Source organism: Photobacterium obscurum (assembly GCF_026191635.1).
Lineage (GTDB): Bacteria > Pseudomonadota > Gammaproteobacteria > Enterobacterales > Vibrionaceae > Photobacterium > Photobacterium obscurum.
The window spans coordinates 1-24,804 of sequence record NZ_JAKRRW010000029.1 but is presented as its reverse complement, the minus strand read 5'-3'; the positions used below and the strand labels follow the sequence as shown (position 1 = coordinate 24,804).

At 45.8% G+C, this 24,804-nt stretch carries 25 protein-coding genes; 10 read left to right on the top strand and 15 right to left on the bottom strand.

The window, feature by feature from the left end:
• Positions 1-128: 128 nt before the first annotated feature.
• The 7 genes from MD588_RS23300 to MD588_RS23270 all read right to left on the bottom strand — a co-directional run bounded on the left by MD588_RS23300 (position 129) and on the right by MD588_RS23270 (position 7,231).
• A complete protein-coding gene (locus tag MD588_RS23300) occupies positions 129-1,292 on the bottom strand; it encodes a tetratricopeptide repeat protein (RefSeq protein ID WP_265700222.1) in 1,164 nt (387 codons plus the stop codon).
• Positions 1,289-1,906, bottom strand: a complete 618-nt coding sequence (locus MD588_RS23295) for an energy transducer TonB (protein WP_265700221.1) — start codon at positions 1,904-1,906, stop codon at positions 1,289-1,291. Before MD588_RS23295 ends, MD588_RS23300 begins: the two co-directional genes overlap by 4 nt.
• Positions 1,906-2,310 (bottom strand): ExbD/TolR family protein, encoded by a 405-nt coding sequence (locus tag MD588_RS23290; protein ID WP_265700220.1) that lies wholly within the window; start codon positions 2,308-2,310, stop codon positions 1,906-1,908. The genes MD588_RS23295 and MD588_RS23290 overlap by 1 nt, the downstream gene beginning before the upstream one ends.
• Positions 2,310-2,870 (bottom strand): MotA/TolQ/ExbB proton channel family protein, encoded by a 561-nt coding sequence (locus MD588_RS23285; protein WP_407676605.1) that lies wholly within the window; start codon positions 2,868-2,870, stop codon positions 2,310-2,312. The genes MD588_RS23290 and MD588_RS23285 overlap by 1 nt, the downstream gene beginning before the upstream one ends.
• Positions 2,870-4,204 (bottom strand): MotA/TolQ/ExbB proton channel family protein, encoded by a 1,335-nt coding sequence (locus tag MD588_RS23280; RefSeq protein WP_265700219.1) that lies wholly within the window; start codon positions 4,202-4,204, stop codon positions 2,870-2,872. The genes MD588_RS23285 and MD588_RS23280 overlap by 1 nt, the downstream gene beginning before the upstream one ends.
• Position 4,205: 1 nt before the next feature.
• Positions 4,206-4,970 carry a DUF3450 domain-containing protein gene (locus MD588_RS23275; RefSeq protein WP_265700218.1) on the bottom strand — a complete coding sequence of 255 codons (765 nt, stop codon included), beginning with the start codon at positions 4,968-4,970 and terminating at the stop codon, positions 4,206-4,208.
• A 167-nt stretch (positions 4,971-5,137) separates the two neighbouring features.
• Positions 5,138-7,231: a TonB-dependent siderophore receptor gene (locus tag MD588_RS23270; protein ID WP_265700217.1), complete on the bottom strand. Its 2,094-nt coding sequence runs from the start codon at positions 7,229-7,231 to the stop codon at positions 5,138-5,140.
• 306 nt (positions 7,232-7,537) lie between these two features.
• Here MD588_RS23270 and MD588_RS23265 point away from each other — a divergent pair, with 306 nt between their 5' ends.
• On the top strand, positions 7,538-7,978 hold the full coding sequence (locus MD588_RS23265) for a hypothetical protein (protein ID WP_265700216.1): 441 nt from the start codon (positions 7,538-7,540) through the stop codon (positions 7,976-7,978).
• 107 nt (positions 7,979-8,085) lie between these two features.
• On the opposite strand, the gene MD588_RS23260 is transcribed toward MD588_RS23265, so the two are convergent.
• Positions 8,086-9,465: a histidine kinase sensor domain-containing protein gene (locus MD588_RS23260; protein ID WP_265700215.1), complete on the bottom strand. Its 1,380-nt coding sequence runs from the start codon at positions 9,463-9,465 to the stop codon at positions 8,086-8,088.
• A gap of 278 nt (positions 9,466-9,743) precedes the next feature.
• Between MD588_RS23260 and MD588_RS23255 the strand changes: the two genes are divergently transcribed.
• Positions 9,744-10,367 (top strand): hypothetical protein, encoded by a 624-nt coding sequence (locus MD588_RS23255; protein WP_265700214.1) that lies wholly within the window; start codon positions 9,744-9,746, stop codon positions 10,365-10,367.
• A 60-nt stretch (positions 10,368-10,427) separates the two neighbouring features.
• Here the strand turns inward: MD588_RS23255 and MD588_RS23250 are convergent, their stop codons facing one another.
• A complete protein-coding gene (locus tag MD588_RS23250; protein WP_322784272.1) occupies positions 10,428-11,339 on the bottom strand; it encodes a L,D-transpeptidase family protein in 912 nt (303 codons plus the stop codon).
• Positions 11,340-11,640: 301 nt separating this feature from the next.
• Complete coding sequence (locus tag MD588_RS23245) at positions 11,641-12,765, bottom strand: acyl-CoA desaturase (protein ID WP_265700212.1); 1,125 nt, start codon at positions 12,763-12,765, stop codon at positions 11,641-11,643.
• A 217-nt stretch (positions 12,766-12,982) separates the two neighbouring features.
• Here MD588_RS23245 and MD588_RS23240 point away from each other — a divergent pair, with 217 nt between their 5' ends.
• Entirely contained in the window at positions 12,983-13,651 is a 669-nt protein-coding gene (locus MD588_RS23240; RefSeq protein WP_265700210.1) for a cupin domain-containing protein, read from the top strand.
• A 14-nt stretch (positions 13,652-13,665) separates the two neighbouring features.
• Here the strand turns inward: MD588_RS23240 and MD588_RS23235 are convergent, their stop codons facing one another.
• Complete coding sequence (locus MD588_RS23235) at positions 13,666-14,148, bottom strand: hypothetical protein (RefSeq protein ID WP_265700209.1); 483 nt, start codon at positions 14,146-14,148, stop codon at positions 13,666-13,668.
• A 52-nt stretch (positions 14,149-14,200) separates the two neighbouring features.
• On the bottom strand, positions 14,201-14,617 hold the full coding sequence (locus tag MD588_RS23230; protein WP_265700208.1) for a hypothetical protein: 417 nt from the start codon (positions 14,615-14,617) through the stop codon (positions 14,201-14,203).
• 158 nt (positions 14,618-14,775) lie between these two features.
• Here MD588_RS23230 and msrP point away from each other — a divergent pair, with 158 nt between their 5' ends.
• The 7 genes from msrP (at position 14,776) to MD588_RS23195 (ending at position 22,784) form a co-directional block, all read left to right on the top strand.
• On the top strand, positions 14,776-15,792 hold the full coding sequence (gene msrP / locus MD588_RS23225; protein ID WP_265700207.1) for a protein-methionine-sulfoxide reductase catalytic subunit MsrP: 1,017 nt from the start codon (positions 14,776-14,778) through the stop codon (positions 15,790-15,792).
• Positions 15,793-15,814: 22 nt separating this feature from the next.
• Positions 15,815-16,450 (top strand): protein-methionine-sulfoxide reductase heme-binding subunit MsrQ, encoded by a 636-nt coding sequence (gene msrQ / locus MD588_RS23220; protein WP_265700206.1) that lies wholly within the window; start codon positions 15,815-15,817, stop codon positions 16,448-16,450.
• 152 nt (positions 16,451-16,602) lie between these two features.
• Positions 16,603-17,277 (top strand): hypothetical protein, encoded by a 675-nt coding sequence (locus MD588_RS23215; RefSeq protein ID WP_265700205.1) that lies wholly within the window; start codon positions 16,603-16,605, stop codon positions 17,275-17,277.
• Between the two features lie 103 nt (positions 17,278-17,380).
• Entirely contained in the window at positions 17,381-18,712 is a 1,332-nt protein-coding gene (locus tag MD588_RS23210) for an MATE family efflux transporter (protein WP_265700204.1), read from the top strand.
• 206 nt (positions 18,713-18,918) lie between these two features.
• On the top strand, positions 18,919-20,325 hold the full coding sequence (locus tag MD588_RS23205; protein ID WP_265700202.1) for an amidohydrolase: 1,407 nt from the start codon (positions 18,919-18,921) through the stop codon (positions 20,323-20,325).
• 309 nt (positions 20,326-20,634) lie between these two features.
• A complete protein-coding gene (locus MD588_RS23200; RefSeq protein WP_265700201.1) occupies positions 20,635-22,149 on the top strand; it encodes a catalase in 1,515 nt (504 codons plus the stop codon).
• A gap of 74 nt (positions 22,150-22,223) precedes the next feature.
• Complete coding sequence (locus tag MD588_RS23195; RefSeq protein WP_265700200.1) at positions 22,224-22,784, top strand: ankyrin repeat domain-containing protein; 561 nt, start codon at positions 22,224-22,226, stop codon at positions 22,782-22,784.
• Positions 22,785-22,929: 145 nt separating this feature from the next.
• On the opposite strand, the gene MD588_RS23190 is transcribed toward MD588_RS23195, so the two are convergent.
• The 3 genes from MD588_RS23190 to MD588_RS26170 form a co-directional block, all read right to left on the bottom strand.
• Positions 22,930-23,211: a hypothetical protein gene (locus tag MD588_RS23190; RefSeq protein ID WP_265700199.1), complete on the bottom strand. Its 282-nt coding sequence runs from the start codon at positions 23,209-23,211 to the stop codon at positions 22,930-22,932.
• A gap of 217 nt (positions 23,212-23,428) precedes the next feature.
• Positions 23,429-24,268, bottom strand: a complete 840-nt coding sequence (locus tag MD588_RS23185) for a 2OG-Fe(II) oxygenase family protein (protein ID WP_265700198.1) — start codon at positions 24,266-24,268, stop codon at positions 23,429-23,431.
• A gap of 371 nt (positions 24,269-24,639) precedes the next feature.
• Positions 24,640-24,732 carry a hypothetical protein gene (locus MD588_RS26170; protein ID WP_407676608.1) on the bottom strand — a complete coding sequence of 31 codons (93 nt, stop codon included), beginning with the start codon at positions 24,730-24,732 and terminating at the stop codon, positions 24,640-24,642.
• Between the last annotated feature and the right edge of the window lie 72 nt (positions 24,733-24,804).

Below are 24,804 nucleotides of genomic sequence, written 5' to 3'. Positions count from 1 at the left end.
CTTATAGCTTATATTTCCTAACGATAATTGCTGTGAGATTCTTCGTTATTCTCAAATAAAAAGCCTCTTTTCAAAAAGAGGCTTTTATGGGACATGAAGTAAAACTGAGGGGATAATTGTTGCTAGGATCAACTATCCATCTTTCGGATCTGGCTTAGATACTTTATCCAGCTTTTGGACGCAGACGTCGATTTGATATTGTTGGCTCGCTTGGCGTGAATAATGGCTTGCTCAAAATTATCTAGCTTGTAATGAGCCCTTACTTTAGCCAATTCGACATCGTCCTTGCGGCCGTCAAGTTCAACGTGGTCGAGTTCAGCAAGCGCCTCACGGTAATGCCCTTCTTGCAACAGCAGCTGCGCCAAAGACCAACGATGTTTATTATCCAGCTTGGCTGCAAGCCTCCATACAGAAATCGCCTTATTCCACTCCTTGGCCATTTGCCAATATAGTGCCTGCGATGAAGCCAACTCTGGGTCGGTATCGGCATGGTTTAATTCCGCATATTGCATAGCGGCACGCACTGGAATGCCACGCTGGGCATAGAGTTGAGCCAAGGTTTTCAAATCTTGCTGACTTAATTCAACCTCTTGACGCTTGGCCAGCGCCAAAGTATCCAATGCATCTTTTGATTGACCAAGTCGTAGCTGGATCCCTGCGGTTTGTTGCCACCATGCCACCTTGTTTGGCTCAAGGACTATTAGGCGGTTAAGTGTCGGCAATGCCGGCCTCCACTTCTTCAACTGTAGCTGGGCCCCTAACTTGATCGTAAGCGGCTGAATATCATCGACACGACTTAATGATTCGTAGGTTTTAATCGCCTCTAGCACAGACTCCCACTCACCCACCTGATAGTGAGACTGTGCAATCCGCAGCCAAAGCTCATCGGCCTTCTGTGACTCAGGAATATTTTTTGCCAACTGATAATAATGCGGCAAGGCACGCTTGAACTGTTCGTCTGATAACAAAATATCAGCCAGCATTCGCTCTGTTACCCATGCCTGTTCATCTTGCAGCAAACCACTGTTGACGGCACTCGACAGATTCGTAATGGCTTGGTTCAGGCTACCCTGTTGCCAATAGAAAATCCCCAGCATCCGCTGCACAAAGGCTTTGTCATAGGCTTTGGACGGCGACAACTCTGCGAGTAGTCGAATAGCTTCATCCAACTTTTCTTCTTGTTGGAGGTTGTGAGCCCGCTGTACCTTGCTGGCAGTATACTGAGACAGCTCGGCATAAACAGGGCTTGTAGCCAAGATGAGAGCAACAACAAGTGCGAATTTCTTCATCATTTTTGTAATTTAAACTCCAATCTAACCGTTTGACCAATTCGTGAAACCGCTTTGCCATCAACCATTTTTGGTTGGTATTTCCACTTACGCAAAGCGCGAATGGCTTCTTTTTCAAACAGTCGGCGCGGCTTGGCATCTATCACCTTAATGTCTGCCGGGCGGCCCTGCGGATCAATCGTAAACGACATCACCACAAAACCTTCGGCGCCCTGCTTCTGGGCACGGGCTGGATAACGCGCCTCTACCCGGTATAGCGGCATCGCCTGCTGATTGGCCCCAAAATCCGAGAACTGAGGAACATTGATGGCGAGCCCCGTCACTGCCGTATCCAACGCCAAATTCGGCATTGCCGGTGCAGCCGTGGCTGTAACGGAAGTTTTCGAAGCCGTCGGTACGGCCTCAGGCGGAGGCTCAGGGGTATCCGGTTTTTCAGGAACAGTCCGCTGACGACGTTGGGCTTCACGTTCCTGCTCAACCATCACCATATCAAAAGCTAACATTTGCTTTTCCTCTGGTGCATCTTGATGGCCGTTATCCACCATCCAGGCCATAAAGGTGAACAGGCCTAATGCCATTGCCAGCGCAATAGGCAGCGCAACAAGTAACCGCAGCATCAGCGCTTCTCCGCCGCCAATGCGATTTTCTGTACACCGGCTCCTTTAGCGGCATCCATCACTTTCACTACCGTACCGTTATAGGCATGCTCATCGGCCTGAATAACCAAAGAGGCCTCAGGCTGCTCCAACAAAAGGTGCTCCAGTGTTGCCTGAACACGCTCAACATCCACTACCCGTTTGTCGATATAGATATCGTTGGCCGAGGTGATCGCAATGAAGATCCCTGCATCTTTCTGGCTTATCACGTTACTTGCCTGAGGGCGGTTAACCTCGACGCCAGACTCCCGGACAAACGAGCTGGTAACAATAAAGAAGATCAACATGATAAAAACAATATCCAACATCGAGGTTAGATCGACTTGGGCTTCTTCACGGGCAGAGGACGGACGACTCAGTCTCATCACTGACTCCTTAATAACTTTTCTAACTTAAGCTCACGCAGATGACAGGCCTTTGACAGGCGGGCGTGAACGAACATTCCGGCCAAGGCTGCCACCATCCCGGCCATAGTCGGCAAGGTGGCCAGCGATATTCCCGACGCCATCAAGCGCGGTTGACTACTCCCCTGAGTCGCCATGACATCAAAGACTGAAATCATCCCGGTAACCGTACCGAGCAACCCCAGCATCGGGCAAATAGCAACCAGCACTTTAATCAGGTTCAGGTTTTGATTAAGGGCAATCCGCGCCTCACAGAGCCAACCATCTCGCAGTGCATGGGCATACCAGGATGTCTGATCCTGCCTCATGTCCCACTGCGCCAGCCAATGCTGCTTTTGCTTGGGGTAGGTAACGAGCAGGTAGATAACCCGCTCAACCACCAGCAACCAGCACACGACAACCACACCAGCCAGCCACCATAGGATCTGGCCGCCCTGGTTCATAAAGTGTTGCAGTGAAAACCACCAGCCCTCGAAGCCCGCAGCTTGTAACAATGGCACTTCAAAAAGACTCGATCCCATTAGGCTGCGCTTCCTGCTTTTTCTGCCTGCTCAGCAACTAAACTAATCCCCTGCTTTTCAAGGATATTACGAATCGTATCTGCCTGAGTGCTCAAAATATTATGCGCTAACAATAACGGCATCGCAGCGACCAAACCAAGTACCGTAGTAACCAGTGCCATCGAGATACCACCCGCCATCACCGTCGGATCGCCATTACCAAACTGGGTGATCACCTGGAAGGTTTCAATCATCCCGGTAACGGTCCCCAGCAGACCAAGCATAGGCGCCAATGCAGCCAGTAGTTTCAACATCGACAAGCCTTTTTCCAGTCCCTGCTGTTCGTCAACAATGGTTTCTAGCAAACGTAATTCAAGCGCTTCCACAGTACGATTCTGCTCTTTGCTATAAACACCAAGCACACGCCCCAGCGGGTTATTGCCAGGTTGGCTAGGATTCTTCAATTGCGCTTTGATCTGCTGGCGAATTACAACCAGTTTTGCACCGCGGAACAAGGCAATGATGCCACCGACGGCTAAAAGCCCAAGAATGATCTTTCCAACCACCCCACCGTGTTCAATGCGATCACTCAGTTCTGGCGAATTGGCCAGCTGCTCAAGCATCACACCACGTGACGGATCGACTACAGCAGCTTGCAGACCTGATTGGGTTAATGTATTTAGCGTTGAAAAAGCAGGGCCATTTTCTGGTTGTTTAAGGTATGGCTTGGCAACCTGACGCTTACCATCCCATGACAGATAACCCTGCTCGCCAATCAAACCAATACTACCCAGGCGATAGGCATTTACATCAGACTGATAGCCCTCACCATTGATAAACGGTACCGAGACTTCTCGTAGTTCCGAGCTGGCAACGATCTGATCGGTCATCCCTTGCCACAAGCCTGTCAGCTGTTTCATCGATGGTAGCGCTTTGGCATCAACGATGTCTTCAACCACACCATGATAAGTAGTCCGATCGGCGCCGGTTACAGAAAAATTGATTTCAGCCTGCATCTCTTTGGCTGTTTGGCGCACGACACCAAACAGCTCACCTAGACTACCCGTTTCGAGTCGTAGCTGCTCTTCCAGCTTAGCCAGCTTGTTTTCATTGCCGCTGAAGGTATTACTTAACTGCTGAGTCTCACGTTGCAATTGATCACGCTGGGCAATCAACGCATCTCGTTGCTGCTTGATTTCTTTCTCAGTCAGCTTAAAACCGGCTTCTCGCTTGGCATTATGGGCTTTTTGAAGCTGTTGCTCTTGCTGGGTTTTTTCAACCAGCGTCGAGGTCGCCGAGGCTGCAAACGGAAGAGTAAATAAACATAGTGATATAGCTAACGCTTTGATTTTCATGTTACTTAGTCTCCACGTTAACAGATACTGGCAATGTAATTAGGCTGGGTGCCGCTTGTTTGGATGCAATGGCAAATGCTTTATCTATATCGTTAGAAAACTGAGAATCAAGATTCTGCCAGTTTGACTGGCTATCGTTCCACGCCCAATAACGCTTGCCATCCAGGCTACGAGCCACGAGTGAGATTCGGCCAAGATAAAGCAGATCAGCTTCAATGCTATCCTGTTCTGAAAGCGTTACCTTACCCTGGAAGATCCCTAGCTTGGTTCCGTAATCCATCTCAATCTGGTAGGCCTCAAGAATACGACGGTACTTTTCTGCATCACTGATATCAGCCTGAGCCATCATTAGTTCAAGTTTGGCAATTCGAGCCAAACGTAGCTCGTGACGGATCGGTTTATCATTGGCGATAATCGATTTAAGGCCATCAATCATCTTGTACATCAAAGGTACGACACCCTGACGTGTCTCTTTTATCCCCTGAATTTGCTGATTGAGACTTTCCGCCTCGGTATTTTGGCTATCGACCAAGCGAGCGAGGTGATCACGATAAACCGTAAGATTTTTCACTTCTTCCTGAAGCTGTTCAATTTCAGCGGCCATCGACAAAGTCGCTTCAGCGCTGGTATCGATTTTTTTTTGGCTCTTGGCTGACGCAGCATTGATACTGCTCTCTATTGTTCGGGCGCTGTTGAGGCTATCGGCATTTGCGCCTGCGGCAAGGCCAACCATCATCAGTGCCAAGCTAGTTTTTTTTATGTTCATCTTGCAATAGTTGTCTTAGGGGAATGCATTAAAAAAATAAAAATTCATCCTGTGAATTTTACGAGTATTAAAAACAAAAAATATCAAAAACAGCAAAGGGAGAAGTTAGCACCTCTCCCTCTATTTATACCCAAGTTACCTCAAGGTGCTTAGGTATACTTACTCAATTAGTAACGGAACTGTAGGGTTGCCATGTAGTTACGGCCTTCACCCAGAATAGTCTTCGTCTCGCTACCACCGGCTAAGTAGTCAGTATCAAATACGTTTTCAATATTTAGACGCATAATGACATCTAAGTCTTGATCATACTTGATTGTATGCGCGACACCAGCATCTACACGAGTATATGCATCTTTCTTGTATGTATTTGCACTATCGCCGTATCGGTCACCAACATAAATCACGCCTAGGTTAGCATCCGTGTTGTTTGTCACAGAATAACGTGACCAAACACTTGCAGATAGCTCAGGGACATCTGCAGGACGGTTACCGTCTTTCGCGGCATCTGTCGGATCAACAATCTCCGCATCCAGATAGGTCATGCTGCCATTCAGAGCCAGTTTTTCCGTTACGAAACCTGAAGCGCTTAGCTCGGCACCACGGTGAACCTGCTCACCAACCTGAGTGGTAATGCTCTCTTTACCGTCAATACCCGTTACTTTCTCATTCAGGACTTTATTTTCCTGAGTAATATCAAAAATGGCACCGGATACAAATAGCTGATTATCGAACAGTTCCCACTTGGTACCTAGCTCGTAAAGCTTACCTTTTACCGGATCAAGCTCCTTCCCGTCATTTACATCCGTTTCGTCATCAACAGGATCTTCCGGCTCGAAACTCTCAGAGTATGTCAGGTAAATAGAACCGTTTGGCACTGGGTGATAAATGACACCAGCCTTCGGCAGCACATTATTATATGTATCTTCACTGGTTTCTGTTCTATCGAAACGAACACCCGCCAGTACTTGCCACTGATCGTTAAACGTGATCATATCCTGAAGATAGACACCGTAAGAGTCGCGCTCTGTTGGGTCACCCACTTCGCCATTGGTATAGTGCAGTTCCGCCGGCTTATCCATTGGCTGACCAACAGTTGCCGTATAGCCTTTCAAGTACTCACTCTGGGTTTTGTAGTAGTAACCAAGCCAGTTAGCACCAACCAGCATCTGATGGCTAACACCTAGCGCATCGAATTCACCGACCAAATCCACATAGGCCGTATCGAACTGCCAGTTATCCCAGCGGTCGTATCCGTTGTAAGTAAACGTACCGTCAGCAGGGTTGTAGGTATCAGGCTTCGAGAAACTTTCTATATCACGACGCTCAAAGTCTTGATGGTTATAACCCGTTGCTAGACGCCATGTGTCTGTAAGCTGGGCGTTAACATCAATACCGATGTTTTCAACGTCATTCTCGATGTTTGACCACTGTGCATCCCAGATATGTTTATCGCCAAGCACGGGCTTGCCGTCAACAATATATGCGCCAGTATCAACACTGCCATGATCGTTGGTTTTATCGTAGTGGAATGACACTGTAATATCGTCATTTACGTCGTAGTCGACGAACAGGCCACCGACAAAGCGTTCTGTAGACGGCGTGCTGCCATCATTGTATTCACGCCATGAGTCATAGCTGTGCTTAGCAACAATAGCGCGGGCACGCAGTGTTTGGTCATCATTTAATGAACCACTGACATCAGCCACAGTACGTGATTCGTTGTTTGAACCGATATCCTGACTAACATTAACCTGGGTTTCATAAGTCGGCTTTTTGGAGACCATATTGATCAGACCGCCTGGTGCAGACTTACCGTATAACAAGCCTGCAGGGCCTTTTAGCACTTCCACACGCTCAAGCAGTTCAATCGGCTGGCGATAGTGAGACCAATGCTGCTTGCCATCGCGTAGGAAGCTATCGCCACTGCCTAAATCAAAACCGCGTAATTTGAATGTTTCACGGTTACGACCTTTACCACCTTCCGAAACACTGGCGTCATTTTTCAGGACTTCACCTAGTGTGCTGGCACGTTGTTCATCGATCAATTGCTCGTCGATAATCGTTACCTGCCCTGGGGTTTCAAGTTGCGTTGCTTCAATGCGCATCGCACTGGTGTTTGTGTCAGCCTTATAGCCATAGTCGCGGCCAGTCACGACCATATGCTCATCAACATCAGTTGCCTGTGTATGTGTTTGAGCTTGTGCTACAGGTGTGGCTAGAATGGCACCAATCAATAAAGTCAGGTGACTTTTAGAAAACATATTCCGTTATCTCCAAAAAAATGAGTTACTCAGCCTCTTCATTTGCTTTAATTATCAAGAGGCCTAACAAGTACTCACATGCGCCTTTACGGCGACCACTGCAAAAATCTGCAGCGAATATAAGTGATAACCATTACCATTTGCACTTAATTTACATTCTTTGCATTCGTAAAGTTTTGTAAAGTAACGTCCGGTTATTGAGTAACCAAATTCGCCATTCTGGGACCAAATATCACACCAATCGTGATATTTGCTAATTTGAAAGGTATAATGCCGCCGATTTTATTGACATACGCGGTATATGAAGTGACACAAGTAAACCTAGACGAAATCCGTCGCCAATTGACTGAACTAAATTATAAAGCTGACAAAATGCGCATTGTAACTGTGTCGGCGATGGATGATGATCTACTGGAAAGCTGCACAACAACTGAAAATGAGTGTTTCTACAATAGCTATATGAATGTCATATACGGTAAGGGCGAACGCTATGTTCTCGGTTACCGCTGCGAAGATCCTATCGTTGATCACGCGATTATCCGCAAAGGCGATAATTACTATGATCCGACCCTTCAGGCAGAAGGTAACTTCACCTCATATCAGTACGCAATTCTCACTGAGTTCACTGTATTCGATATGATGAAGCATGCTAAAACCAACAAAGACTTCCCGCCTGATGTTGATTATATTCTTAGCAAAGCAAACAAGTTCAAGAATGTCATTGATGTCGAGAAAATGCGTAAATAGTTTTATCTCACTGTCATAGACTCTTAGCCAGATTCAACAAAGCCGCTTATCGAGAACCGATAAGCGGCTTTGTTCTATTGTTAGCAGCGTATTTAACAGTTTGCCAGCTAAGCCATCGGAAATAGCAAGCAGATCCGTAAACCGCCTTCTGCACGATTCGAAGCGACAACATGACCTTTCATGATTGACATCGACTCCTTCACGATGGCCAAACCGAGCCCATAGCCACCGGACTGTTTATCTCTTGCCATCTCCAAACGGGTAAACGGATCAAAGATTTGGTTAAGATGCTGTTCAGGGATCCCAGCTCCATTGTCTTCGATAACCAACTGAACCCAGCCATTGGCATTACATACAGATAGCGATATGACGGCTTGCCGCCCTGCATATTTAACCGCATTACCCAGTAAGTTTTTAATCACCCTAAGCAGCAACCGGTTATCGGCCATCGCCATTAACGCCGAGTTATTTAAATCACACTCAAATACCTGCTCATGTATCAAGTTACCCTGCATTTCAAGGATAAGGTGATGACAAACAGTCTCCAGCTGTATTGGTACGAGATTTACTGAATAGCTGGCATTTTCGAGTTGGCTATATTCCAAAATTTCAGTCACTAGCTCATTCATTTCATCAGATTCACGCTCTAAACGATCCAGCAATGGCTGGCTCTCTTCCGGTAGACGCCGTCGTAGCAAGTGCAATGCCAAATTATGCCGGGCAAGCGGCGTTCTCAGTTCATGAGAAACATCGCGGATCAACCGTTTTTGCTTCTCGGCCAATCCATGGATACGCTGCGTCATATGGTCAAAGGAGTTTGCCAACCGGCCAAGCTCTGTGACACTGTCACCAACCTCATGACTTACACGGACACTGAAATCTCCTTCAGCCAGTCGATAGCTGGCATCTTGTAGTTTATTTAACGGACGTTGCAGGTAGCGGGCAAGCAATAACGAAAAAACACTTAAGATCAAAATCGCTATAACAACCTGAATCAGCATGAAATAATAAGGAAAATAGCGTGCTGGGTGGTATTCATGCGGAAACTGGATCACCAAATCATGTCCCGTACTCAACGGGATGGCAATAACGGGTTGGTTAACCTGGTTCTCAAACGTAGTATCAAGATCGCGAATGAAATTGAGCTTGAATTCAAAGTGAGGATGCATCTGACGACCGCTGATGGTATGCCGCTCTTTATCAAGCACAAACAGATAGTAATGTTGCCCCCGCTCCCAGTCCGCCAGCTCATCCATATCCCCCTCTCTGATCATCACCTCGGCCTGATCAGCCAGTTCAAGCATTTCAGCTTGGATCTTCTTCGGTACATGAAGCAGCGTTTTAACCAACGCAACCTCGGCAATATTTTGCAAGATCATGATTAAAGATAAGATCACGGCAAAGTAGGAAAACAGGCGAAAAGCCAGTCCATCACGATCACCAAGGAAAAACAACGAGCGAACTCTTGAAAGGCGAATAGCTATCATTCGGTTTATCAATCAGAAAAAAGTCACCTACTTTACCATACCTTTGAAAATTATGACCAATATGCCGTGAATCCCCTGCCCCTGATACTCAACCTACCCGTAAAAATCGTGGGGCGGTTCATAAAAATAGTGATTAGAAGCATAGTAATGCAAGTATTCAGTGATAGTCATAGTGAACTATGTCATATATAACAGTAAAATCGTCATTACTGAGTATGGCAGCTCGAAGAATGACCAAATGCTCATCACCTTACAGGGATAGCAAGGATAAGTAGCAAATGAGAATCATTTTTTTCTTTTTAACCAATCTATTACTGCTTGGTTGTAGTTCTGGTATTTCAGTTAACGTACCAGAGAAGTTCGAAAGTGCGGTCAAACAGGATAGCGGTTACCTGGCTGGTAGCCTTAGCACCACGACAGTCTGGCCTTCTTCTGGTGAAGGGCTTGTCACCACCCTGTACATTCGTCAATCAGGTGATGAAGATGCCATTACGATAATTAACGATAACTCTCATGCTGACTTCATTACTGATTCAGTCAAAGGCCAACTTTTTTCTCTGGCATTACCTCCCGGTGAATATGAGCTTTTCTGCATCGGTTTCAAAGGCAGCAATGGCAATCGTACTATCCGCTCGAAATCCAAAGAAGATCTTGGTCTAACGTTTACTGTTGAGTCAGGAAAAGTGACTTATATCGGACAATTTATCGCTTCCAGCCTTGTGGCAAAAAGCAAACTTTGGAATACGGAATACCCAAGCGGCTACGGCTATATCACTCACAACTATGCAAACCAACGTGATAAAGCGCTATTCGATGAACGACATCCGGCCCTCTCCGACCTTACCTTCATGCCGGAAAAACTGGGAGAGATAAACAACCGCCTGATCTCAACAAGCCACTAGACAAAAAAAGCGAGAGCCATGCTCTCGCTATTTTCAGTTCAGGTTCTAGGCTCTAAAACTCTAGCCGCCAATTAACGCCATAGGGATACCCGTCTGAAGCGATAACGCAGAACTCAAGCGAGATTCTGCGACATGATCGCTTTCAACAGCAGCCATCAAAGACTTAGTCGCCTTCACTGTTTTATGGGTCCCTACCTGCTTTTCAGTTCGAGATAGAGGCTGATGGACTTCAACGTAGAGCGCCCCATTCGGCTCCACAGTATGCTTCAATGGCTGGTTAATGATCCGCACAGCAGTCCCTTCGGGAACCTGCGGAAACAACCATTCAATGTCCCACGGATTCATCCGAATACAGCCCGAACTAACCCGCATTCCAATACCGAAATCCTTGTTAGTTCCATGTATCAGGTACTGCCCTTTACCGTGGCTAAGACGCATAGCATATTCACCGAGAGGATTCTCAGGGCCCGCAGGTACTACCGCTGGCAGTTCAATATCATGTTTTTCACGATATTCCTTGCGGATATTAGCCGTTGGTGTCCATGTCGGATCAACGATCTTTTGGCTGATCTTGGTGGTCATTTTCGGGGTCGCACGTCCCACCCGGCCAATACCGATTGGAAACACATACATGCGTTCAGTATCATCCTCAGGGAAGTAGTACAGACGTAGTTCCGCCAAATTAATCACAATCCCTTCGTGTTTGACATCAGGCAGTATCAACTGAGTCGGTATTGTCAGTAACGTACCGGGAGTGGGCAGAAATGGGTCAACCCCTTTGTTTGCTTCCATCAGAGCCAAAAAGCCAACATCGTACTTATTTGCAATATCAGCCAGGCTTTCGCCTTTATTGACCTGATAATACTCCATGATCCCTACCAGCTTGCTATCAGCCGCTGGGCGCTGATATTCAATTGCATTAACGGCAAAAGACAGCATACAAATTAATGATAAGAGTAATGAGCGATACACAAAAACGCCTCCACTTGAAGTATTACTATTATGGCAAAGTTTGGAATTACATCGTCTCACAACTGAATTATTCTCACTGATAAGACACATAATCAGTTCGGTTGCAGTCATAACCAAATAAATTATGCTGATTGTACCCGCCCTGATACAAGATTTCGTCATCGTTGAGTCAAATATAGCCAAGCAACGTCAAGGGAGATATCCAGCATCTTGAAATCGCTTGGATATAAAAAAGGCGAGGTAGTGATTACCTCGCCTGCAGTCATTTTCAACCGGTAGCTTCAGGGGTTAACCCCATTGTTTACACATACTGTGCTGTCACCATTTTCCAAGATTTACGTTGCTCATCTAATAAACGTTTCATCTCAGCATACTGCTGAACAAACTCAAAGCTCTCATAATGCTTAACGAGACGCTTCTTCTTCAGTTCAATCATTCGCTTCTGCGCTGAGTAATAATCTGAGATCTTCAGCATCAGCGCTTCATATTCTTCCTCTAACAGCGCGAGACGAACCTTGCCGTTGGGTGTAGTGGCTAACTTCGCCTGCAAACGTTTTAGCACCATGGTCGCTCGGGCTTTTTCAATTCTGTCCTCTGGGCTTGTACGCAGGTTCTTTGCAAAGCCCAGCCACGAACAGCTCTTTATCAGCCACTTTGTCGGATCAAACTGCCACCAGCGAATACCGTTTCTATAATCATTCTCGAAGATATGATGGTAATTATGGTAACCCTCACCAAAAGTAAGAAACGCAAGGAATCCATTATCCCGGGCGGTATTTTTGTCGGTGTAAGGCTGACTTCCCCATATATGGGCCAGTGAGTTAATAAAGAAAGTAGTATGGTGGCTAAGTACCAGACGAACGACACCAACCAACAACAAAGCCCCCCAGATATCGCCATGGATCAAACCAAATAACAGAGGAAAACCCAAGTTGGTCGCAATCGTCAAAGGCACGTAGTATTTATGCTGCCACATAACGATTTTATCTTTCTGAAGATCGCGGCAGTTAGAGTAATCACTATAGCGGCTCGCGTGATACTCCCTCAGCATCCATCCGATATGGCTGTAGAAAAACCCACGTTTGGCTGAATACGGATCTTTATCATTGTTATCGACATGACGATGATGAACACGGTGATCGGACGACCAGTGCAATATACTATTCTGCAGGGCAAAAGCGCCGCCGATTGCAAAAATGAGACGCATGCCGGCATTCGCTTCATAAGCTTTGTGTGACCACAACCGGTGATAGCCCGCGGTGATCGACATGCCGCAATAGCTGAATGCTAGCACCAGCATAATAATTTGAATCCAATCGAACCCTACGTAGTAGGCATAAATTGGCGTTCCAAACACGGCGATGGCAAATGTCACCGTAAAAATAGCAACATTGAGCCAGATAATTGGTGGTCTGTTGGTCGACATCCCTATAACCTTAAAATCATTTCAGCGTACAGATGTAAGCCAGAATAATCTTCCAAACCGACAAGGTCAATCACAAGTTACATGCACCGCAACAAAATGTTACAAATGCGACACTCCGATTCAACCTGGAGTAAACCCCCTCTGCAGCCTCAATCAGCCCCTTGTCTAGTGGTTTGGGTATACACTAATACAAGCAAGGCACTATGAGATTAAGGCGATGGAATCACTCACTTCTTTGAATATGGATCGACAGCAGCGCGTAGTGATCGATACAAATAATCAGCTGTGGATTGCTTCGCCCTCGCCTGGAGTTTGGCGTATTCCGCTAGAACGAGAAGCAGCAGAAAGTGGCCAAGTCACCAGTCTTGTCCGCTATGATGCCAACACCCATTTCACGGCGCACTTTCACCCTAACGGCGAAGAGATATTCGTTCTCGATGGCATTTTTCAAGATGAGCACGGCCATTACCCGGCGGGGACATACATCCGTAATCCACCGGGATCATTTCATTCGCCGGGCAGCGACAGTGGTTGTTTGCTATATGTAAAACTCAACATGTTTCCACCACACGACGACGATATGATCCGAATTGATACCCATAATGCCAACTGGCAACCCGGTATTCAAAACGGATTATCAACCCTGCCATTGCACGGCTGCGGAAGAGAGCAAACGATAATGCTAAGATGGCAACCTGGCACATCCTTCCCATCGCATCAACATGATGGTGGTGAAGAGGTGCTTGTCTTATCAGGTGAATTTCATGATGAACTAGGCAAATACAAGGAAGGGGTCTGGCTGCGTAACCCTGCGGGTAGTTCCCACCAGCCAGAATCGACCGAAGGCTGTTTGATGCTGGTAAAAAGCGGCCATATGTCCAAATGACTTCTGGTACTGGTTCAGCAGGAAAGTGATATCCCTACCGCTGTAAATCTCGAGTCTGTATTTTGATAGGCCGAAGTTCCCTGCCGGTAATAATCGGCCGGCATTCGCTCATTCAAGCCAGCCGATTTTAGCTTATAAAACTCATCTCGGGTCAAGATAACGTAGTCAAGGTGGGTATCCAGAAGCTGTTCAATTGCATCCAGGCTCAGAGCATCATCCCTAACCAACACTTTAAGCATACCAGTCAATACAGAAAGAGGCAGGCGAAGCTCCCTGACCAATTGTTTACGGTTTTGGATGTTGCTGGCCGATGTTGAATGAATACCGTGCTCAAAGATCTGCTCCCAGTCGGCATTCCCCTGTCGGGTGACTAAGCCATGTCGATAGCAATAGTAGCCTTCAAAATATTGGCGTAGAAAATGAAACCGTTCTGCATACACTTCCAGATAGATATGCTGAAGTTCAAGACTGGCATTAAAATCATTTAAGTTGTTCATAGTCGATATAGGTGGCTTCTAAACCAGCCACCCTGTTCAATCCTATCCTGTGCTAAAGATTAAACCTTACCCCAACGCTGCCTTCAAATTCCGTGCTAGTCTCATCTTGCAGGTACAATGTCATACCACCTTCAGCATAAAAATGAACAGTATGATAAGGGATCACAACACCAACCCCGGCTCTTGGTCCCCATGTATGCTTTTCATCATCTACCCACTGAATCCCGGTAAACGTATAAAAAGGCGAATATTGCATCCGCTGGGTATAATCACTGACATTCCATATAGCATCAGCCGATAGGCTAAAGGTATCTAGACCAACCGCAAACTGAAAGTCATCCCGGTATTGGACTGTTAACCCTGATGTTGGGCTACCAAGAAATACGCCTGCTGTTAATGGGGTGTTTACCGCCGCAGCTTGCATAGGCAACGTTAAAGTTGCACAAAATAACAGCACTTTCTTAAACATTCAAAATCCCTGAATTACGCTATTTTTTTAGGACGCGCGCAACATACCCTCTTTTATTACAAAAACAAAGAGTAATCTGATGAAATTTATTATTCGTATCTCAGGTCTAATCATGCATCAGTAAATAATTATAACGAATACCCGATTTAAGGAAGATTATGCTTATCAAGAACTCCCAGCGTTGGACATTAAAGGAAAACGATGCAACGCCTGAATCTATCTACCATCAACGTCGAGACATTCTGAAAAAACTTGGGATCACCTTGGTTGGAATGCCCCTTGCTTCCCAAGCCAATGCAGGGCTATTTGATGCATTCACCGGTAATGACAAGCCGTCGGCCAAAGATAGCCGCCGCCTGCTGTCAACCAAAGCTTCGCGTTACTCTAACACTCAGCTTTCTCTCACCCCTGAAAGCAAGATACTTACATACAATAATTTTTATGAATTTGGCACGGACAAATCCGATCCTGCCGTCCGTGCCGCAAACTTCCAGACCAACCCATGGACAGTGAAAATTGATGGTCTGGTTAATCGGCCTATCACCCTGGGCTACGAAGATATTTTCAGCAAATTTACTCTGGAAGAACGGATCTACCGCTTACGTTGTGTAGAGGCGTGGTCAATGAACATTCCTTGGATTGGTTTTCCCCTGGCGGAGCTGCTAAAAAAAGCCGATCCCAACAGCAAAGCCAAGTATGTCGCATTTGAAACCCTCTATGATCCGAAACGTATGCCGGGACAAGCATCCCGACGGATTGGTGGCGGCATTGATTATCCCTATGTCGAAGGGCTGCGGTTAGATGAAGCCATGCACCCGTTGACACTGATCTCTGTCGGCCTGTATGGCAAAACACTTGCTCCCCAAAATGGCGCCCCCTTACGATTGGTTGTGCCATGGAAATATGGCTTCAAGAGCATCAAGTCAATTGTGAGAATTACACTTACCGACAAAGAGCCGCCAACAACCTGGAATCTGCTTGCTCCCAATGAGTACGGCTTTTATGCCAATGTAAACCCAACAGTCGATCACCCTCGCTGGAGCCAGGCAAGTGAACGCTTCATCGGTGAGGGCAACCTGTTCAGCAGTCGACGCCAGCCAACCAAAATGTTCAATGGGTATGCCACCGAAGTCGCCGGCCTGTACAAAGGCATGAACCTAAGCAAAAACTATTAAGCCAGACTGAGGAAATGATTTGATGAAACTACTACCACGGCATATCACAGGGCTTAAAGTCATCATCCATCTGACTTCTCTGAGTTTTCTGACACTGTTAGTTTACCAGACGCTTACCGGCGGGCTGGGTGCCGACCCAGTTCAAGGCCTCAGCCATTTTACAGGCAAAGCGGCGCTCAATACGTTGATGATCACCTTAATGATCTCACCTATTGCCCGCTACTTAAAGCAAGGATCACTCGTTAAGGTACGTCGCCTCGTTGGCCTTTATAGTTTTTTCTGGGCTGCAATCCACCTACTTGGATATCTAGCCCTGGATCTCAACTTCGACTGGACATTACTGGCAAGCGAGATCACCTCTCGTCCATATTTAACGCTAGGGGCAATCAGCTGGCTAATTCTATTGGCTCTAGCCATCACCTCGGCTCAGGGTATACAGCGGCGGATGGGAGCTAAATGGCAGAAACTCCATAATTGGGTGTACTTAGCACTGCTATTAATCCCTATCCACTACTACTGGTCAGTAAAATCCGGGGTGACCGAACCCGCACTGTATCTCTTAGCGGCGGTAGCATTATTGGCATGCCGCCACAAGACATTTAGACGTTGGTTACCGGCATTGCCTCTTTCCCGACGCTCAAACTCAGTGCGATCTTAGTATGAATTACATAAACTTATTCGGATAAATCGCGATAAACTACTTTCAGTGATCACTAAATCACTGAATATTCGTAAGACATAACGCCATTTTCTGATACGATTACCTATCAATAGTAATAAGATGCTATTAGCCTGAACTCAACAGATACTGTGAGTTCAGGCCAAATTGGTTGTATTGTGTTATGGGGCTTGTCGTTTTTGGTCAGTGATCTTCTTTCAGTCAGTATTCATCAGTTTCAGGCTGACTGCTTGCAGTTGTGTGAGCAACATTATCCAACGGTACACAACCGGGGAATGCGTGAAAACCATTTGGGCAAAGCCCTATGCCGCAGGGTTTTGTCTACACTCCAACAAGCTGACTTTGAGGCAGCGTTACAGCAATACCATGACGATGACAATCTTGCACAGCCAATCTTCAAAATCGAAACCACAGGTTTTATCATCTGGGTTATTGCCCACCGACTTGTGAGTGCCAACCTGGCATGTCGTGATGCGTTGATCCAGTCCGTCAATACTGCCTACCGGCAGACCTGTCAGGATAAACAACACCACTTGCTTATCGTTTCCGATCACTGGTTTGACCGTAGCCGAGCCAGCAAAGAAGTTCCGGCTTGGTGGCTTGGCCAGGTGCCTGAAAATATCGATGATTATTTGGCTGATGGCATCCGTTTGCAGGAACCTACTCAGGTGTTGCCAGAATGCCTGCAGCAAACATATCGTTTACCTGAAGGGATCCATCAAGTACACCACCCTCTGAAACGGCACGGAAGCGACAAAATCGTGCATAAATATATTCTGCTGACCGCCTACTACCGAATGCAATAGCGAGCAAGAAAGGCAATAAAGTGATCGCGTCGATACCCATTTCGATGCGTCATCCTTTACTATAGCGGCACGCTCATTCGCTCGTTATTTATTAAGAATTCACATGTCAGCTACCAGTACGGCTTCACACCTATCATTGCGGAATGATTCTATCTTCCGCTTGTTCTTCCGCTATACCATGCCGACCATCGCTGCCATGTTAGTCACCGGGATCTACGTTGCTATTGATGGCATGTTCGTAGGTCACTTTATCGGTGAAAAAGGGTTAGCGGGTATAATGCTTGGCTACCCTATCGGCTCAATCTTATATGCTGTCGGCGCCTTAATCGGTATGGGGGCATCGGCTCTTGTTTCAATTCGGTTAGGTGAAGGCCGAACCGAACAGGCGCGAATGATTGTCGGTAATGCGCTCTCCCTTAGCCTTGTCACTTCGTTGATCATATGCGTACTCGGTATAGCCTATAGCGAAGCCATCCTAATATGGTTGGGAGCCGAAGGGGAAATCCTGCAGATGGCATCAGACTATCTGTTTTGGTATTTCGCATTGGGAGCCTTCCCGGTGATCTCGATGGCATTTTCTTCGTTACTGCGTAATGACGGCCAACCAAATCGGGTAACGCTGATCATGATTTTCGGCGGGATACTGAATGTCGTGCTCGACTGGTTGTTTATTGTGGTATTCCCCTACGAGCTAACAGGTGCAGCTATCGCAACCATGTTATCCCAGGCCGCCACGACCCTACTCTGCCTACAGCACTTCTTTGGCCGTAAAACCAATCTCCGCATCCATTGGGATACACTTAAACTGCAATGGGACAGTGTCGAACAAATCTTCCGCCTGGGCTTTTCCAGCCTCTTGATGTATCTATACCTCTCAGTTGTACTGACACTCCACAACAAAGCCTTTCTGTGGGTCGGGGATGCGCTGCATGTCGCCGCATACGGAATTGTTAGCTATACCGAAGCTTTCTTCTACCTAATCTTTGAAGGGATCGCCTTAGGTATCCAACCGATCACCAGCTATAACACCGGTGCCGGACAAATCGAGCGGGTAGTCAAGGCTCGCAATTTAGCATTTGCTGTCACTCTATTATTCGCCCTGGCGGGTGTTGCTTTCCTGTATGGCTTCCCGGAGTATGTGGTATATCTCTTTGCCGGTGATAACCCGACCCTGCAACCAGAGACTATCAACGGGATGCAACGCTATTTCTGGGGATTACCCATGGAAGGCTTGCTGCTGGTTGGCGCAACGTATTTCCAGTCAATCAACCGAGCAAAAGAAGCTTCCATACTGACTGGCGGCAAGCTCATATTAATCACCTTCTTTATCTTTACCCTTGCAAAGATTGCGGGTGTAAATGGTGTCTGGATTGCCTTACCACTTTGCAGCTCTGTCCTCACTGCGTGGATGATTGTCACATTGCGCCGTTCGTAACGAGAACAACATAATTAGCGTGTTTAACTACACCGCAAACGATTAACAGCGCCTTTTCGGCGCTGTTTTATTATACAACGGTAAATTCAAATAATAGCGAAATTTGACGTTAGTCACATTTACATTGCTAATTACACAATACTAATTTTCAAGGCATTAGCAGACGGTATTATCAGCCCATCTTTGTCGTACCGTGGTAGTTATCGATGTTTAAAAAAACCCTTCTCGCAGTTTCTCTGGCAGCAACTTCAATCGCAAGTACCTCTGCTTTTGCCCTGGAAAAAGTCGATCTTTTAATTAAAAATGCAACAGTCCTGACAATGGATCAGGAAAAAACGGTATTTGAAAACGGATTAGTTGCTGTAAAAGAAAACAAAATTTTTGCGGTCACTGATGGTACCGATGTCAAAGACTACCTAGCTGCAAAAGTTATCGATGCCAATGGCGATATCGTAATGCCTGGCCTGATCAATACCCATACCCACGTCTCAATGACGGTTTTCCGCTCAATGGCAGATGATGTACCGGACCGCCTGCACCGTTATATCTTCCCGTTAGAAAAAAAACTGGTATCTCGCGACATGGTTCGTATTGGTGCCCAACTCGGTAACGTCGAGATGATCAAAGGCGGTGTAACCACCTATGCCGATATGTATTACTTTGAAGATGAAGTTGCAAAGACCGTCGACGAAATCGGCATGCGTGCAGTACTTGGCGAAACGGTGATTAAATTCCCTGTCGCCGATGCCGCTAATGCCGACGAAGGTATCAAATATGCAGTTAACTTTATTGAAGAATATAAAGATCACCCTCGAATTACCCCGGCTTTTGCTCCACATGCCCCTTACACCAACACCACGGAAACCCTGCAAAAAATCACTGAACTATCGTTAGAGCATGATGTACCTGTGATGATCCACCTTGCTGAATCCGAGCGAGAGAACCAGGTCATTGCCGAACGCAGCGGTGGCAAAACTCCTGTCGGTTACATGGCTGATATTGGTGCCCTGACACCAAACCTGGTTGGAGCCCACGTGATCAACGTCGACGATAACGACATTGCCCTACTGAAAAAGCATGATGTGGGTATTGCTCACAACATGAGTGCCAATATCAAATCAGCCAAGGGCGTATCACCGGCGCTGAAAATGTTTGATGACGGCTTACGTGTCGGCCTAGGCACTGACGGTCCAATGTCAGGCAATACCATCAGCACTATCGATGAATTCGGCCAAGTTGCCAAAATACATAAGCTGGTAAACAAAGACCGCGCCGCAATGCCGCCAATGAAAGTCATTGAGATGGCCACAATTGGAGCCGCTCGTGCCCTGCATATGGAAGACACTATCGGCTCGCTGGAAACCGGCAAGCTGGCCGACATCATTGTTGTCGATACCACGGCACCAAACATGGTACCGGTATACAACCCGTATTCGGCATTGGTTTATTCGGCATACGCTACCAACGTCAAGCACACCATTGTTGACGGTAAGGTATTGATGAAAGATCGTAACATGCTGACTGTCGACGAGGATGCGATTCGCGAGGAAGCATTGAAGTTTGCCGACAAAGTTCGCAAAACGGTTGTAGAAAGTGGTGAAGTTGTCCAATAACCCCTATTCGACCACTCTTTATTAACGCTAACATCGCTCGCTTATGGCGAGCGGTGTTATTAACGTCAATTAGCTACCTTCACTCTTATTAGAACACCATCTAATATTTTCACTTATACATACTACAACACTGAACTATAGCACTTCTCTGCACCGCTTTTTCAGCTTAATATTCTATCCCTTCAACAACTTCCAATAGAGTAATCCTATTAAGTAAATAGGTATTATCAATTTTATTAATAAGCACCAAACCCATACATTTACGTCCGAAAGCTGAGCAACACACAATAACTCTAATTGGAAAAGTAAATGAAATTTAAGCAAAAAGCCTTAGTGGTAGCACTTGGTATGGCTACTGTCTTCAACATTAATGCAGCAACCCTTACCAAGGATAATGGTGCAGCTGTCGGCGATAACCAAAACTCCATTACTGCAGGTAGCCAAGGCAGCGTTTTATTAGAAGATGTGCAGCTTATTCAAAAGTTACAACGCTTTGCTCGCGAGCGTATTCCCGAGAGGGTGGTACACCCTCGTGGGACCGGTGCTCACGGTAGCTTTGTAGCGACGACGGATTTCAGCGACTTCACCAGCGCCGCCCCTTTTTCCCGTGAAGGAAAAAAAACACCTGTTTTTGTCCGATTTTCATCCGTTGTCCACGGCAAAGGCAGCCCTGAAACTTTACGTGACCCACGAGGCTTTGCAACTAAGTTTTATACCGATGAAGGTAACTGGGATCTAGTCGGTAATAACTTGCCAGTGTTCTTTATCCGTGACGCAATTAAGTTTCCTGACATGGTGCATTCTTTGAAGCCCTCGCCGGTGAGAAATATCCAGGATCCAAATCGCTTCTTCGATTTCTTCTCATATGAGCCAGGCGCAACTCATATGCTAACTTGGTTGTATAGCGACCATGGGACACCAGCTAGTTATCGCAAAATGGATGGTTTTGGCGTTCACTCCTATAAGATGATCAACGACGAAGGTGAAGTCAGTTATGTGAAGTTCCACTGGAAAAGCCGTCAAGGTATTGAAAACCTTAACAGCAAACAAGTCGCAGAGATTCAGTCGAAAGACTTCCAGCACATGACAAGAGACTTATATGACAGCATTGCCGAAGGTGACTTCCCTCAGTGGGATCTATACATCAAAGTCATGAAGCCAAGTAACTTGAATAATCACGACTATTACCCGCTTGATGCAACCAAAGTGTGGTCAGATGTCAGTGAAACCAAAGTCGGAACAATGACGCTAAATCGTATTCCTGATAATTTTTTCCAGGCAACAGAGCAAGTCGCGATGGCACCTGCCAACTTAATTCCGGGCATTGAGCCATCAGAAGACCGACTGTTGCAAGGACGAGTTTTTTCGTATGCCGATACCCAAATGTACCGTTTAGGTGCAAACCATCAACAGCTACCGATTAACCAAGCTAAAGTTCCAGTGGTTAATTACAATCAAGATGGTGCGGCAAATATCGGTAATACTCGCTCAGATATCAACTACCAACCAAGTCGCGAGCATGTATCAGAAGATCGCCGTGCACGCCATAGTAACGCAGCGTTGAGCGGGATGGTACAGCAAGCTAGCATCAACAAGCAGCTAAATTTTGCACAGGCTGGTGAGCTGTATCGTAGCTTTTCAAAGGATGAACAAAATAACTTGATTGCAAACTTTGCCGGTGATTTAGGTGCAGTGAAAGACCAGGAAACCAAGCATAAGATTCTTAGCTTCACTTACAAAGCGGATAAAGAATATGGTACTCGCCTAACAAAAGCGGTTAACGGTGATCTTACTGAAGTTAAACGTATTGCGGCTTCTTATTAAGTTAACCCAATAATTATGATGAAACTAATGCGATAGAAGCTTCTATCGCATTAATTCTAGAGAAGGTTTTCGTTATGTTATCAATCTTCAAGCAGATTATCGGTTCACTGAGCTTTTTCTTATTAGCAATGGCTTTACTGCTACCTAAAGCAAATGCCAGCATGGATATTGATCTTCCAGCAGAGCAAGGTTTGGAAAACGAGCTAGTGGCTTACTTTTATGCTGCAGCACGTACCGGTGATATAGAAGTATTAGAAGAGTTTTTGAAAGCCGGTGTACCAATCGATTTGAAAGATCATAATGGTTATACAGCGCTAATGATCGCAAGCTACAACGGACGACTAAATGCCGCCAATACATTAATTAAATATGGTGCCAATGCTTGCGAGCAGGACAGTAAAGGAAATACAGCCTTGATGGCAGCAATCTTTAAGGGAGAGTTGAAAATTGCCCATTTACTACTCAAAACCAATTGCGATGCCAACCAGCAAAATAAAGCAGGTCAAACCGCACTGATGTATTCCACCTTGTTTGGGCGTACCGAACTAACAAAATTGCTCATTTCACGGGGTGCAGACATTGCTCTTAAAGACAACAGCGGCAATTCAGCGCAAAGTATACAATCGACACTTTAATGCTCCGCCTCAACCCTCACAGTAAAATACCAAGTGCCAGCCAACAATAGCTGGCACTCTATTGATAGAAATCAGCAGCATTTAAAAACACACCGAAATATGCAATCAAAATCACAACAATTGATTGTAAAGCATACATTCGATATTAAGCCGGAATCCTATTGTTACGAACAAGCCCTCTTCGCACATTTTTACAAAGCTTCCCAAAACTATAAAGCTCATCGAACGTAGGTGGTATGCCTCGATCAATTTGATTCTGCCAATATGAAAGATCGGAATCTACAAGCTCCATGAGCTTTTTCGGGCAGCCTAGACAGCTATTGTCAGGCCCGCAGACGAATGTATCTTCTTGATATAATGGAAACTCAAGTTTTACAGCATCAATAATTTGCTGCATTGCCGTAATTCTGTCTGGTTTTCGAGTCATAAAAATAAGCTTTGAAAAATACGAAGTGAGAATTATAAGACAAATTTACGTTGAAGTAATTCTGTAAGAGTAATATGGCTAAATTAGCGACAGATAGATCGCCCCTAGGTTCTTTTTCGTTAAGTACACCTCATGTACGAAGCGCAAACAAAAACACCAGCCCACAACTTACCTAAACGTGGGACTGGTGTTTCTTCAAACTCAAAATAAATGGAAGTTAGATAACGCCCAGCTCACGCAAACGCTCCATCAGATAACTGTTTGCTGTGTGACGTTCTGACAGGACAACTTCTGGCTTGGGATGCAAGAATAACGGTAGCGAGATTCGTGCTTTGGACTTATCTGTCCCTTCAGGATTAACAACACGGTGAGTCGTTGACGGAAAGTAACCATCCGATGCTTCTTGCAGCATATCGCCGATATTGATGATCAAATTCCCGAAGTCACACGGTACATCCAACCACTCATCTTCTTTTGTTTTCACTTGAAGGCCCGGCTCGTTTGCAGCAGGCAAAACAGTCAGTAAGTTAATGTCTTCGTGAGCACCAGCGCGGATAGCCCCTAACTCCTCATCACCTTTCAGCGGTGGATAGTGCAGCACACGTAGCAAAGTTTGTGAGCTACCATCAATCATGCTTGATAGTGGCTGGGAATATAGCTTAGAAACATCTGCCGGAGAATGTTTCTCGACCCATGAAAGCAATTCAGCCGCCAGCTTGTTCGCTTCATCATAGTAATTCTGAAGCTCAGCTTTCAACGCTTCCGGACACTGTCCCCAAGGATAGTAGTGGAAGTACTCTTTAATATCTTTCTTGGTGTGGCCCTTAGCAACTTCAGAGACTTCTGAAGGGAAAAAGCCATCTTGAGTTTCAACATTAAAACGAAATGCGTTTTTCTCTGCGCTATTGAAAAACTCGTTCCAGTGTTCATAAATTGAGCTCACCAACTTCTGTTGTATGGGGTGATTTTTCAGTACCCCAAAGCCGGTATTGCGCAGTGACTCGACAAATAATTGTTCAGCGTTCTCTGCGGTATAATCAACTGCTTCCAATTTCATAGGTTTTCTTCTTTGACTGACTGTTATTATTGAGCAAATTTTCTTTTGCAATGGATTTCACGAACACTTTGCGAACAATGAAATCGTTATTATGGGTGAGATTTTATTGATTAAACCAGTTTGTAACAAGTTCGAAACACACACGGAATGGAAACAGTCTATTTACACACAGAAACAATCAAACGTTTGCCTAACCGTTTGCGCGCCTCAATAGAAACTTGTAGTTTTGAGTTTCACTGAAACTTTCTCCAGTAGGTTGAAACTTAGTGAACTTACCCAGTATTAATACCTAATTCATACAGTACTAATACTGACCACAAACTTAAAAACGACAGCTTCTTAAGATCAGGATTGGATAAACATAGGTCTTTTTACTTATCGCTCTTTTTTAGAGTCCACGAACCATCCTGATTTTCCACCCACTCAACCTCCGTACCATCAGACCAACCTAGTTCATCGAGCATCTCCTGCGGAATTTCAAAAAACAAATCATCGTTTTCCAGTTTTTTTACAGTAACAATAGCCATCTTGCCCCC

What these genes read in the sequence shown, in the direction of transcription:
- MD588_RS23300 (WP_265700222.1), bottom strand. Translation starts at nt 1,292, where the DNA reads ATGATGAAGAAATTCGCACTTGTTGTTGCTCTCATCTTGGCTACAAGC.
- MD588_RS23295 (WP_265700221.1), bottom strand. Translation starts at nt 1,906, where the DNA reads ATGCTGCGGTTACTTGTTGCGCTGCCTATTGCGCTGGCAATGGCATTA.
- MD588_RS23290 (WP_265700220.1), bottom strand. Translation starts at nt 2,310, where the DNA reads ATGAGACTGAGTCGTCCGTCCTCTGCCCGTGAAGAAGCCCAAGTCGAT.
- MD588_RS23285 (WP_407676605.1), bottom strand. Translation starts at nt 2,870, where the DNA reads ATGGGATCGAGTCTTTTTGAAGTGCCATTGTTACAAGCTGCGGGCTTC.
- MD588_RS23280 (WP_265700219.1), bottom strand. Translation starts at nt 4,204, where the DNA reads ATGAAAATCAAAGCGTTAGCTATATCACTATGTTTATTTACTCTTCCG.
- MD588_RS23275 (WP_265700218.1), bottom strand. Translation starts at nt 4,970, where the DNA reads ATGAACATAAAAAAAACTAGCTTGGCACTGATGATGGTTGGCCTTGCC.
- MD588_RS23270 (WP_265700217.1), bottom strand. Translation starts at nt 7,231, where the DNA reads ATGTTTTCTAAAAGTCACCTGACTTTATTGATTGGTGCCATTCTAGCC.
- MD588_RS23260 (WP_265700215.1), bottom strand. Translation starts at nt 9,465, where the DNA reads ATGATAGCTATTCGCCTTTCAAGAGTTCGCTCGTTGTTTTTCCTTGGT.
- MD588_RS23255 (WP_265700214.1), top strand. Translation starts at nt 9,744, where the DNA reads ATGAGAATCATTTTTTTCTTTTTAACCAATCTATTACTGCTTGGTTGT.
- MD588_RS23245 (WP_265700212.1), bottom strand. Translation starts at nt 12,765, where the DNA reads ATGTCGACCAACAGACCACCAATTATCTGGCTCAATGTTGCTATTTTT.
- MD588_RS23240 (WP_265700210.1), top strand. Translation starts at nt 12,983, where the DNA reads ATGGAATCACTCACTTCTTTGAATATGGATCGACAGCAGCGCGTAGTG.
- MD588_RS23235 (WP_265700209.1), bottom strand. Translation starts at nt 14,148, where the DNA reads ATGAACAACTTAAATGATTTTAATGCCAGTCTTGAACTTCAGCATATC.
- MD588_RS23230 (WP_265700208.1), bottom strand. Translation starts at nt 14,617, where the DNA reads ATGTTTAAGAAAGTGCTGTTATTTTGTGCAACTTTAACGTTGCCTATG.
- msrP (WP_265700207.1), top strand. Translation starts at nt 14,776, where the DNA reads ATGCTTATCAAGAACTCCCAGCGTTGGACATTAAAGGAAAACGATGCA.
- msrQ (WP_265700206.1), top strand. Translation starts at nt 15,815, where the DNA reads ATGAAACTACTACCACGGCATATCACAGGGCTTAAAGTCATCATCCAT.
- MD588_RS23210 (WP_265700204.1), top strand. Translation starts at nt 17,381, where the DNA reads ATGTCAGCTACCAGTACGGCTTCACACCTATCATTGCGGAATGATTCT.
- MD588_RS23205 (WP_265700202.1), top strand. Translation starts at nt 18,919, where the DNA reads ATGTTTAAAAAAACCCTTCTCGCAGTTTCTCTGGCAGCAACTTCAATC.
- MD588_RS23200 (WP_265700201.1), top strand. Translation starts at nt 20,635, where the DNA reads ATGAAATTTAAGCAAAAAGCCTTAGTGGTAGCACTTGGTATGGCTACT.
- MD588_RS23195 (WP_265700200.1), top strand. Translation starts at nt 22,224, where the DNA reads ATGTTATCAATCTTCAAGCAGATTATCGGTTCACTGAGCTTTTTCTTA.
- MD588_RS23190 (WP_265700199.1), bottom strand. Translation starts at nt 23,211, where the DNA reads ATGACTCGAAAACCAGACAGAATTACGGCAATGCAGCAAATTATTGAT.
- MD588_RS23185 (WP_265700198.1), bottom strand. Translation starts at nt 24,268, where the DNA reads ATGAAATTGGAAGCAGTTGATTATACCGCAGAGAACGCTGAACAATTA.
- MD588_RS26170 (WP_407676608.1), bottom strand. Translation starts at nt 24,732, where the DNA reads ATGCTCGATGAACTAGGTTGGTCTGATGGTACGGAGGTTGAGTGGGTG.